This is a genomic window from Lactiplantibacillus plantarum, from assembly GCF_014131735.1.
In the GTDB taxonomy this organism is placed as follows: Bacteria; Bacillota; Bacilli; order Lactobacillales; family Lactobacillaceae; genus Lactiplantibacillus; species Lactiplantibacillus plantarum.
This window is the reverse complement of sequence record NZ_CP039121.1, coordinates 363193-375095: the sequence shown is the minus strand read 5'-3', so window position 1 is coordinate 375095 and position 11903 is coordinate 363193. Positions and strand designations below refer to the sequence as shown.

At 43.8% G+C, this 11903-nt stretch carries 9 protein-coding genes; 5 read left to right on the top strand and 4 right to left on the bottom strand.

Annotated elements, in window-relative coordinates; translation table 11 throughout:
- The first annotated feature begins 21 nt into the window (after positions 1 to 21).
- Positions 22 to 993 carry a GMP reductase gene (locus tag E5260_RS01645; protein WP_024272289.1) on the top strand — a complete coding sequence of 324 codons (972 nt, stop codon included), beginning with the start codon at positions 22 to 24 and terminating at the stop codon, positions 991 to 993.
- A 154-nt stretch (positions 994 to 1147) separates the two neighbouring features.
- On the top strand, positions 1148 to 1933 hold the full coding sequence (locus E5260_RS01640) for a tyrosine-protein phosphatase (protein WP_003642493.1): 786 nt from the start codon (positions 1148 to 1150) through the stop codon (positions 1931 to 1933).
- 79 nt (positions 1934 to 2012) lie between these two features.
- Here E5260_RS01640 and cls read toward each other — a convergent pair whose 3' ends face one another.
- Positions 2013 to 3461 carry a cardiolipin synthase gene (cls, locus tag E5260_RS01635; RefSeq protein ID WP_015381020.1) on the bottom strand — a complete coding sequence of 483 codons (1449 nt, stop codon included), beginning with the start codon at positions 3459 to 3461 and terminating at the stop codon, positions 2013 to 2015.
- Between the two features lie 136 nt (positions 3462 to 3597).
- Here cls and E5260_RS01630 point away from each other — a divergent pair, with 136 nt between their 5' ends.
- A complete protein-coding gene (locus tag E5260_RS01630) occupies positions 3598 to 3747 on the top strand; it encodes a hypothetical protein (protein WP_003642495.1) in 150 nt (49 codons plus the stop codon).
- A 313-nt stretch (positions 3748 to 4060) separates the two neighbouring features.
- On the opposite strand, the gene E5260_RS01625 is transcribed toward E5260_RS01630, so the two are convergent.
- On the bottom strand, positions 4061 to 4543 hold the full coding sequence (locus E5260_RS01625) for a hypothetical protein (protein ID WP_003642496.1): 483 nt from the start codon (positions 4541 to 4543) through the stop codon (positions 4061 to 4063).
- Between the two features lie 909 nt (positions 4544 to 5452).
- On the opposite strand from E5260_RS01625, the gene E5260_RS01620 reads away from it, so the two are divergent.
- Together E5260_RS01620 and E5260_RS01615 are read left to right on the top strand one after the other, a co-directional pair.
- Positions 5453 to 6877, top strand: a complete 1425-nt coding sequence (locus E5260_RS01620) for an amino acid permease (RefSeq protein ID WP_003643474.1) — start codon at positions 5453 to 5455, stop codon at positions 6875 to 6877.
- A gap of 261 nt (positions 6878 to 7138) precedes the next feature.
- Entirely contained in the window at positions 7139 to 9181 is a 2043-nt protein-coding gene (locus tag E5260_RS01615) for a KUP/HAK/KT family potassium transporter (protein WP_003642498.1), read from the top strand.
- Positions 9182 to 9253: 72 nt separating this feature from the next.
- On the opposite strand, the gene E5260_RS01610 is transcribed toward E5260_RS01615, so the two are convergent.
- Both E5260_RS01610 and E5260_RS01605 read right to left on the bottom strand, forming a co-directional pair.
- Positions 9254 to 10198, bottom strand: coding sequence for a cation diffusion facilitator family transporter (locus tag E5260_RS01610; protein WP_003642499.1), 945 nt, complete (start codon positions 10196 to 10198; stop codon positions 9254 to 9256).
- A 328-nt stretch (positions 10199 to 10526) separates the two neighbouring features.
- Positions 10527 to 11573 carry an AI-2E family transporter gene (locus E5260_RS01605; protein ID WP_003643477.1) on the bottom strand — a complete coding sequence of 349 codons (1047 nt, stop codon included), beginning with the start codon at positions 11571 to 11573 and terminating at the stop codon, positions 10527 to 10529.
- Positions 11574 to 11903 lie beyond the last annotated feature (330 nt).

Below are 11903 nucleotides of genomic sequence, written 5' to 3'. Positions count from 1 at the left end.
AAGGAGTTTTGCATCATGGGCATGGAGATTTTTGATTACGAAGATATTCAACTAATTCCGAACAAGTGTGTCATTAATAGTCGTTCGGAAGCCGATACGACCGTAGAATTGGGTGGCCGTCGTTTTAAGATTCCAGTGGTGCCTGCCAATATGGCAACCGTCATCAACGACGAGATTGCCAAGTGGCTCGCCACTAACGACTACTTCTACATTATGCACCGCTTCGCCCCCGAGACCCGCCGTGCTTTTATTGAAACGATGCATGCCGCGCAACTGTACGCATCTATTTCGGTCGGTGTTAAGTCCAGCGAGTATGACTTTATCGACGACCTGGCTACTAATCAAATCGTGCCAGAATATATCACGATTGATATCGCACATGGTCATGCTGACAGTGTCATTGCGATGATCAAGCACATCAAAGACGTCCTTCCGGATAGTTTTGTAATTGCCGGAAATGTGGCCACACCAGCCGCCGTTCGCGACCTTGAAAATGCTGGTGCCGATGCAACTAAGGTTGGCGTTGGCCCGGGTAAGGCCTGCATTACTAAAGTCAAAACGGGCTTTGGTACTGGCGGCTGGCAATTAGCTGCTGTCCGGTGGTGTGCTAAGGCCGCTCGCAAACCAATCATCGCAGACGGTGGTGTCCGGACCAATGGTGACATCGCCAAGTCGATTCGGTTCGGCGCTACGATGGTCATGATTGGCTCAATGTTGGCCGGACACCAAGAATCACCCGGCAACATTTTAAAAATCGATGGTAAGACTTATAAGCAATACTACGGTTCCGCCAGTGAAACTCAAAAAGGCGAACATAAAAACGTTGAGGGTAAACAAATGCTGGTTCCTTACCGGGGCCGCTTAGTTGACACCTTAAACGAGATGCAAGAAGACTTACAATCATCCATCTCATATGCCGGTGGCCGGGATTTAAAGGCCATTACTAAGTGCGACTATGTGGTAGTTAAAAATTCGATTTACAACGGGGACTAATTAAGTCTCACTAATACCTAAAAAAACTTGTCAGCCAATTCTGGTCTGACAGTTTTTTTAGTATCCAATTCTAATTTTTGCACCCACTTTACCCTGACACCGGAAATGAAAGCGGTTATAATAAAGCTAAATCACTAATCGAGGTAATCAGACTATGGAACACAATCGGGTCTTACGACTAGAACACGGCATCAACTTCCGAGAACTGGGGGGTTATGAGAACACCGCTGGTCAGACAATCAAGTGGCAAAAACTGCTGCGTTGCGGTGGCATGTCACTACTCACTAACCGCGATCTCACCTACTTGGATAACTACGGACTCCGTTATGATATCGATCTGCGCCAAGCCAATGAAGCTGAGATGTCTCCAGACCGTTATCCCAAGAATACTAAGTATATTAATACGTCTGTCTATCCGTTCACTGACAATCGTCGCTTTGATCGCCGTTTAAAACGGCTCATCAAGCGAATGGTCGTCGATGATTCCTTCAACGCACAAACATATGCGCAAATGGTTACGGATAGTCATGCCGTGAAAGTCTGGCAAAATTTATTTGCGACCCTCCTCACCAACGACCAGCCCGACCAATCGGTACTCTTTCACTGTGCTGCTGGTAAAGACCGAACGGGGGTCGCGGGTGCGCTCATTATGACGGCCCTAGACGTCCCCCGTGAAACGATTATGCAGGACTACCTGCTCACTAACGCCGTCTTCATGGCCGCAGACAGTATGGATACCGCTACGATTATTACCAAGGCCAATGCTGGTGACCTAGCTAGCCAATTCAACGTTGCCATGGCTGTTGAAGCCGACAATATGAAGATGGTCTTTCGGGTTTTCGACGACCTCTACGGCAATGGTATTGGTTATTTACGAGAAGTGCTTGGGTTATCCGTAGCGGATATTAATAATTTGCGCCAATTGTACTTGAACGACTAAGGAACACTAAAAAAACTGGTTTTGAAAGTCAATAACTTTCCAAAATCAGTTTTTTTGCATCATCTATTCAATTGTTTAATTATAAAATTGGTGATAACAACCGTGAAAATGTCTGCTTGAACTTCAACCAGAATGATTGATTTTTAAAGTCTTGAACGGTAATCAAACTACTGATTTTTTGATCTTCTAAGAAAATCCGTTCCAATTCTTGTGCTAAATCAGCATCATATAAAAAGGCGTTCACTTCAAAGTTGAGCTTAAAGCTCCGGAAGTCCATATTAGCTGAGCCCACTGACGCCACCTGACCATCAATCACGATGGTCTTGGCATGAATAAAACCATTATTATAATAATAGATTTTTACACCAGCATCTGCCAGCTCCCGGGCATAGTACTGAGTTGCCCGGTAAACAAAGGCATGATCAGGTTTGTCCGGCACCATAATGCGGACGTCAACCCCTGACATCGCAGCGATTTTAATCGCATCTAATACGGAATCGTCCGGAATTAGGTATGGCGACTGAATCCATAAACGGTGTTGAGCTGTCATAATCATTTTAATATAACCCAATTTAATCTGTTGTGCATCACTGTCCGGGCCACTGGAGACGATCTGTAATGAAGTATTCCCTTTAACGCGAATGACTGGGAACATATTAACGTCTGGCACGATTCGATGTTCCGCATCGGTGGCGTTCCAATCACGAATGAAACGTTCCTGCAATTCAAAAACTCCTGAACCGACGATCCGCAAATGGGTATCACGCCAGTAACCAAACTTCTTACTACGACCAAGGTACTGGTCACCAACGTTAAAACCACCGACGTAGCCGACCCGGCCATCCGTTACCACGATCTTACGGTGATCACGGAAGTTGAGACGGAAGTCCAAAATCGCTGAATGAGCACCCAAGAACGGTCGGGCATGCCCACCAAGTTCTTCTAAATGCTTAAAGAAGCTGCGGAACGTGCCCATCGACCCCCACGGATCGTACAAGACACGAACGTCGACGCCTTGGGCTGCTTTCCGCTCTAAAAGGTGTAATAATTCATTTCCAATCTGGTCATTATAAAATGTGTAATATTCAATATGAATATGATTCTTAGCTGCTTCAATATCTTGGAACATCGCATGGAACTTCTCATGTCCATCCGTATAAATCTTGACCCGGTTTTTACGGCTTAGTAACGCGCCATCGGAATTCAAGAATAAACTGACCATCCCACGAACCGAACTAGTGACCGCATCTGCGGGCATCAATTCCGTTCCCAGGGCTTCACGTTGCCGCTGAATCATCTGTTCGAGTCTAATTTGCGTCTCTTTACGTAACCGAAATAACCGGTTTTTTGGTAACTTACGACCGACAAAAGCGTACGCGATAAACCCAATAATCGGCAACCAAATCAACACGAGTAGCCAAGCCCAAGTGGCCGCGATGTCCCGATTACGATCCCGGAACACGGTAACGAACGCCGCGGCCGCGTTTAAAACGATAATTGTATAGAAAATTGGCTGAATATATTGCAATGGAGGCACCCACCTAATTTATTAATGATGGTTTTATTTTACCGCAGATAGTAGTGAGATAATAATCTTTTGCGAATATAATTTTTGCATTTAATCATTAAATAGCTAATAATTATGCTTAAGGAGGGCGCGTTCAATGCTTGCAATGCTTGGAATTCACGGCCTCGGCCCCATTCGCATGTTTCACTTAACCGAACACATTGCGGGCCCGCGAGCGGCCGTTGGTATTTTACTAATTATTATTTTATTAGCGGTCGTCTACCGTTACTATCGACGACATCGTTAATAAATCAAATCTTTGAAGCAGCTGGTGAAGTCTCCCAGCTGTTTTTTTGTGGGTCATTATCTTACGGATCGGTTTATTCAATCATTGCAGTATACCTCTGCTACCACTGGAGAAACTCATAACAAATATTTTTGACCAAGTTAAATCCTCAAATAAAAAAGTTGCGTTGATTAGACAATCAACACAACTCGATTCGACCACCCCTTCTGAACATCTGTTGTATGGCCTGATTGAGTTAACGCATTACCTACCCCATTTTTCAATGTAGGCCGATAGTAAACTAAATCATTGGAACCACCTGGTTAATGGCTTTTTATGAAATCGTTAGTTCACACAAAGACTTGTCGCTTAAAGCTTGGACGTAATTCGAACGTCCCGTTGCGCTGAGTTTTTGATTGGTATCGAGATAGATTTCACCCGTCCAATGCTTTATTTTTTTAGTCGGCGGTCTAACGATTACGCGATAGACGATGGGGCAATTTTTCAGGGTCATATTTTTTGATGACTGATGCAAAAACTTTTTGTATTTCTTACTTTCCGCTAATGTTTGGCTGGTTGCAAATGTGTATTCATACCAAATAATGCCGCTAAAAGGGCCGGATTCTTCCTTGATTATTGTGTTTCTCGAGACACGCACGTCATAAGGACTGCTTTTTAATATTGTTGTTAGTACAGTCCTCGCTTGATTTAACTCAATACGATTTTTAACGTACCCGTATAAACAGAAGCTACTAATAAGGATAATTGCAAAAAGCACGTAATGTGTAACGGTCTTTGCTTTAAGAAATGACGACATGACTAATGCCTCCCAACTTTATTATCTGGAAATAGTCTGGCAATGCTTTATACATTATGAATGCAGACGTACTAGTATCAATACTTTTATTACCAACACCAAACCAATCAGCTTGCTATCCCCTTTTTTGATTCAAGATCTGCCAGTCATTGCAATCACTAGCTTCGATACCAGCAACAATCAGCAGACCCAGTAGTCCACTAATTTCAAGTGGCCTTTAATATTGGTCAGGCCTTGATTTGCGTTCTCCTTTTGAATATAGCAAACGCCAAACCCATTGTCACCAACTAATGAATATCATTCGTATTTGTTAATTTTAGAATTGCAATCAAGTTTGTATTTGGAATAATAAAATTTATGCAAATGTGGTCAATAAATGTTGATATTGGAAGGTCGAGACGAGTCACATCAGTTTCCCGTAGGCCGTTTTACCTGCAAGAAAATTAATTATCCAATTTGATTCATCAAAATACTTTAAGGATAATCATAATCCCATTTTATTCATATAATCGATATCAATAAAAAAGGGTTCCAATAAGCCGCTCACTCTCTCCAGTTCTTCAGGTTGCATCAATCAAGTGGCGATTTAGTGAGCCAAAACCATATTTTCTAAGGTCCTTCAATAATCCCCACTAACAATCGCAATCACAAGGTAAGTTAACCTTCAGAAAAACAATCCCCGCCATGTTCGCTATATCACCCTATTAATAGGCGTTGAATACCGTAGCTAATTAATCACGATTAGTCAGACAATCAATAAGAAGTCGCAGGATGTCGCGCGATTGCGTCCAATTATTTGGCTTTTAGTCACTATAGCCCATCAGAATATTTATTTTGGTCGGATTGACCATCGTAACTTTGTCAAAACCGATTAAACTAAAGCTATCACATCGAAATGGGGCGATGATTATGGATTTATCACACACGCGGTTACTCCGCAAAAAAGATATCAATGCAATGTTAGCCACTTATCACAGTCCGCTCAAAAAGGAACTTAAAACATTTGACCTAACGATGCTGGGAATTGGGGCCATCATCGGGACCGGGATCTTCGTTTTAACTGGTACGGGGGCCTTGACGGCGGGTCCCGGCCTAATGATCTCATTCGTCTTAGCTGCAATTGCTTGCCTGTTTGCTTCACTCTGCTACGCTGAATTCGCTGCGATGGTGCCTGAAAGTGGGTCAGCGTACACCTATGCCTACACAACCCTCGGCGAAATTGTTGCATTCATTATCGGCTGGGACTTGATGTTAGAATACCTTTTCGCTGTCTCAACCGTTTCAGCGGGCTGGTCAGGCTACTTTCAATCATTCTTGGCGGGCTTCGGCCTCAAACTGCCCGCTGCTTTGTCGGCAGCTGCAGGTTCCGTCCCTGGTGTGACCAGCTATTTTAATCTGCCGGCCTTCACCATTATTATCCTGATTACCACTTTATTGTCTCTCGGGGTCAAAGAAACTAAACGCGTCAATAACGTCATGGTAGTGATTAAATTAGCCGTTGTTCTTTTATTCATCTTTACCGCGGTGCGCTTCATCAAACCGGCAAACTGGAGTCCGTTATTACCATTTGGCTTCAAAGGGGTCTTCGGCGCAGCCTCTAGCGTTTTCTTCGCCTTCATCGGTTTTGACGCCATTTCATCCAGCGTTGAAGAAACATTGGAACCATCCAAAACACTCCCACGTTCCATGTTACTGTCTCTTGGTATCTGTACCATTCTCTACGTGGCTGTATCAGCCATCATGACTGGCGTGGTCCCATTTGAAACGTTTGCCAAGTACATTGATCATCCGATCTCGGCCGTTCTTATTTACTCCGGTCAAAATTGGATGGCCGGAATCATTGACCTTGGCGCGATTCTTGGTATGACCACTGTAATGTTAGTCTGTCTCTACGGTCAAACTCGGATTTCCTTCTCCATGTCGCGGGATGGATTACTCCCCCATGTCTTTAGCGATATTAGCGCCAAGACCGGTGCACCACTTAAATCAACCGTCTTGTTTGGGTCGATTGCCGCAATCATGGGTGGCTTGATTCCATTAGCTGACTTAGCTGAACTGGTGAATATCGGTACTTTGACTGCCTTTACCCTAGTTTCCTTCTCCATCTTACGGTTACGTAAAACACAACCAGATCTTCGGCGTCCCTTCAAAACGCCATGGGTCCCGTTTGTACCAATCATGTCAATCATCTGTTGTGTCTTCCTACTAATCAACCTGAAGCCTGTCACTTGGATTCGCTTCGTGGTATGGTTAGCCATCGGTATGGTCGTTTACTTTGGCTATTCCGTTAAACACTCCCAGTTGAAGACGAATACAGCCACTGATGAGAAATAATTGACTAGACTAATAAATTCAAAACTAATGGGTCGCTTCATTTCAGCGTTATCAACTGGAATGAAACGGCCCATTTTTTATCCTCTAAATACGAACAACCGGATTACTTATTGTACTCAACTTGAAGTAAAGTTCACCTAACGAAACGTAAGTTGAAACTTGTTAACATGAGCAAATTTTTAGTTTGTCTGGTTAACCCCTTTTGAAAAAAGCTAGTATAGTATGAGTCACAGTTCTAATTGAAGTGGGGGTCAATAATTCATGCGTAAGCAACGGATTCAGGAACGTTCATTGATTGGCATGTTAATCACATTAGGCGTCGTGTACGGGGACATCGGAACGTCACCGCTATACGTTATGAACGCCCTGATCAATGACGCGGGGCAACTTAAGAATGCAACACCTGATTATGTTATCGGCAGTGTTTCATTAATCTTTTGGACGTTGATGCTCATTACAACGGTAAAGTACGTCCTGATTGCTTTACGCGCTGATAATCATCATGAAGGTGGCATTTTCGCCCTGTATGCGCTGGTTCGTCACCGGGCCAAATGGTTAATTTTCGTCGCGTTGATTGGTGGCGCCGCTTTGTTAGCAGATGGCACCCTAACACCTGCTGTGACAGTCACATCAGCAGTTGAAGGCTTAAAGGGATTACCCAAACTGGGGGCTTTTTCCCAGTACCCGTGGCTCGTGCCTCTAACCGTTACGGTTATTTTACTGGTTCTCTTTATGATTCAAGGGTTTGGTACTGCCGTCGTTGGCCGGTCATTCGGTCCCATGATGTTGCTCTGGTTCACCGTCATCGGCATCTTCGGTCTGATCAACATCAGTCAGGCACCCGTCATTCTCAAAGCTTTCTCACCCGTTTACGCCGTACAAGTCTTATTCAATCCGGCTAATAAAATGGGAATTTTCATTCTTGGTAGTGTCTTCCTTGCAACGACCGGGGCTGAAGCGCTGTATTCTGATATGGGTCACGTTGGTAAAGCCAACATCGACGCCACTTGGCCGTTCGTATACACGACTTTGATTCTCAATTATCTTGGTCAGGGCGCGTGGATGTTAACCCATTATCAGGATGCGGCATGGCGCAATGCCACCAATGTCAATCCCTTCTATGCCATGGTTCCTGCGGGCGGTCAAATTGCAATGATTATCTTAGCCACGGCCGCAGCCATCATTGCGTCACAGGCCTTGATCACGGGCTCTTATACCTTAGTTGACGAAGCAGTCGGTTTAAAGTTCTTACCACGTATGATTATCAAGCACCCCAGTAACGTTCGGAGCCAGATTTATATTGGTGCGATCAACTGGCTGTTATGTCTGGTCACCTTAGGAATCGTTTGGATATTTCAAACTTCAGCTCACATGGAAGCGGCGTATGGTTTAGCCATCACCTTAACAATGTTGATGACGACCATCCTGCTTAGCCAGTGGATTCACATGAAGGGCCACCGGGCGCTGGCGCTAGCTTTATTATTCGGCTTTGGCGCACTGGAGACCGTCTTTCTAACGGCTAGTCTGACCAAGTTTATTCACGGTGGCTATTTGACCTTGGGGCTGACCCTCGTCATTTTCTTGATTATGGTCGTTTGGTTCTTTGGTAATCGCCGGCGTTTGCGTTACAACCAGGCAAATGAACAGATTAGTCTGCTAGATTATCGTAATCAACTGATCCAGCTAAGCCACGATGATCACCTGCCAGTATTTGCAACGAACTTAGTCTACTTGGCTAAGGTCGACCATCAACACCGGGTTAAACGGTCAATTCTGTACTCGATTTTAGATAAGCGGCCTAAACGCGCTAAGGTTTACTGGTTTATTACCATTAATGAAACCAACCGACCTTATGATTGTAGTTACAGCATTGACATGCTAGGCACTCGAAATATCGTGGAAGTTCAACTCAACTTAGGTTTCCGTAAATCACAGCACATTAATTTATATTTGCGCCAAATTGTCACGAACTTAATTGCAGATCACAGCATCGATCCCCAATATTCCCGTTACGGAATCACACAACCTCGTCAAGTTGGCGATTTTAAATTTGTCGTTCAGAATCAGCAGATCATGGACCTTGCTAGCAACCCAACTATGGGCCAGTTCGATCGACTACTAATTGGTGGTCGCGTTCTACTACAAAACATCACCCCATCTCCTGCTATCTGGTACGGCTTAGCGTTTAGCGATGTCTTGGAAGAGACGATTCCTTTGTTCACGAAACCAGCAACAGACGCCACACTAACGAATTTGACGGTCCACCATGCCCGCACGCCGCAACGGAATTCGCGCCAACCATAAATAAAAGACTAGTTTCAAGGAATTCAACCTTGAAACTAGTCTTTTATTATTAAAATCTATCAGTCAACACACTTATGTTTGCGGCATAAACATTACCTTAGTGTCAATAATGCCATACTGATTTCGCATCACTTGCTCGATTCTTTCACTGAGCTGAAAGCTGGCTGCCACTGTCATTCGTGGTGACACTGCTATAACCAGCGACAAGGCCACTAAGCTCCCAGAATACTGGACATCAATTGCATTGACCTGATTCACACCATCAATTTGTTGAATCGTATTAATATAATTTTTTTCAACTTGTGGATCACTGTAATTAATTAGCTGCAACCCACTGTCCCGAAAAATTTGTAACCCAGCGGCAAAAATAAAGAATCCAATCACGATACTCGCAACACTATCTAACCAAGCAAATTTGAATAGTAAGACCCCACTTAATGAGATTAAAGTGCCAATGCTCGTTAACGCATCACTAAGACTATCCTTTGCCGCAGCCAATAGCGTCGAATTATCTAATTGTTGCCCACCGCGACGATTAAAGTACCAGACGACTAACATAACGATGCTCGCGATTGCAGCTCCCCAAACAGTTACACCGCTCACTGCTTGAACGGTGTGTGATTTAAACAAATTACTAACACCACTCACAATAACTTGTACCGCCATAACTAACATAATGACCCCACTCATTAACGTGAATAAGTCTTGTAAACGAAATCGCATCAATCGATTGCGACGTTCGGCCTCCCAGCCGTCCAAAGCGGTCACTTTACTTTGATGTGATTGATGATTATGAATGCCACCCCAGATACCAAGCGATAACAACCCCGATGAAACAATACCCGCAAAATTATTAAACGCATCCGCGTGCAAAGATTGCGAATGACCAATCGTTGCAAGCACTAGTTCGATTACAAATAGACTTAAATATGCTATCGCATTGCCCAACAAATGCCACAACGCACCTTGCATTCGCTTAATTTGGTCAGCTTCAATTTCTTGCCAGCCATCTAACACGGGATGTTGATTATTTGATTGATTAATCGTAATCGCCCCCTCCTAAACAGATTCCAACCGCTCACTCTAACACTTAGTCGAAATAAGTCAACCTTATACCACCTAGAACGCTGATAGCTTAACACTAACAGTCTGACTTGTAATTGTCACTATCAGCATCTTTAAGCAGTAATTAATTAAAGCTGGCACCTTCGAAAGTAATCCACTTCGAAGATACCAGCTTACAATTATCTTTGATAACCTTTACGCGCAGTCACAAGCTACTGTTCATATAAATCACCCGACCCCATACAAAGTCTGCTACCGGTAAAGTACAGTTACAATCACACTAAGGTTCACGTTTCGCTATTTGAGACGTCACGCGTCGCGGCTCAGAATTCTGCACACCCAAAATGTCTAGGAAGAATGAAACAATTGGAATCCCAATGATCAAGCCCCAGGCCCCTAATAGACTTTCCATAATAATCAACGTAATAAAAGTGACAAAGACTGGTAAATCAGTCCGATCCGCCATTAGCCGTGGATGAAGGAAATAAGACTCGAAGGCGTGAATCAAAATAACCAACACGATGATCCAGACAACTCGAATCAAGCCACCCGACGCAAACCCCAGTAAGGTTAGCGGAATCATTGAAATCAACACGCCAGCCACCGGCACTAAGCCTAAGATAAAGACAATGATCGACAACACCATGATACTTGGCATCCCAATAATCATGAACCCAATCGTCATCAAAATCGTATTGATCGTACAAATCACCAGTTGCGTTTCAATAATCCGCCCCAGAATCATAACGAATTTATGCGTTAAATAGTAAACGTTCGTGAAGAACTTTTTAAACTTCGACTGCAAGAACTGGCGGCCAAAGACCATCATTCGTCCCCGCGAAACTGCAAAGATAAAACTCAAAAAGATTGCCATTAAGACGTGCGTAAAACCAGTCCCAACCTCACTCAGTCCTTTAATACCGGTGACGAGTAACGCCTTCCCGTTTTGAATCAATTCACTACTATGAATGGCTTGGTTGACCCATTTATCAATATTCTTATTCAATACCGGGTGATTGGTGATTGCTTTAGCCAGCATATCTGGAATGACCTTCAACTGATCGACCAGGGTAGGCGCCGCGTACGATAGCGCACCGATAAACAACGCAATCACGCCGACGTAGACCACAATGACGGCAATCCAATAAGGTAAGTGCGTTCGGAGGTTTAACCACCGACTAAGCTTAATGCCCAAATACGCAAAAATCGTCGTTAATAGAACAACTGTCGCAAACCCGCGCATTAAATAAATAATGATGATTAATAACGCCAACGTTAAGTACAAGTCAACGTCATCCCGCTTAAAAAACCGAATGATTCTATCCATAATTTGCCCCCAATCGCATGTTACTTGCATTATAGCATGACTATGGATTAATCCCGCCCACCGATTCCGGCCTTAAATTAAATTTGACATTTAAAATAATTACCAGTATGATAGGTGTCAATAATTAAAGAACGATTAAAAGATGAGTAATTGGTGTCGCTGTTCAGCGAGTATCGGGTTGGTGAAACGGTACCGGCACAACCAATGAAGATGGTCTTCTCCCTAGTTCGTTTTGGTGAGTGTCTGGTGAGCAACAAAGTAACCAGCATTAACTAAAGCCGGTTTAACAACCGTTACCCGCGTTAGCAATTGCCAATCATTTGGCAGCTG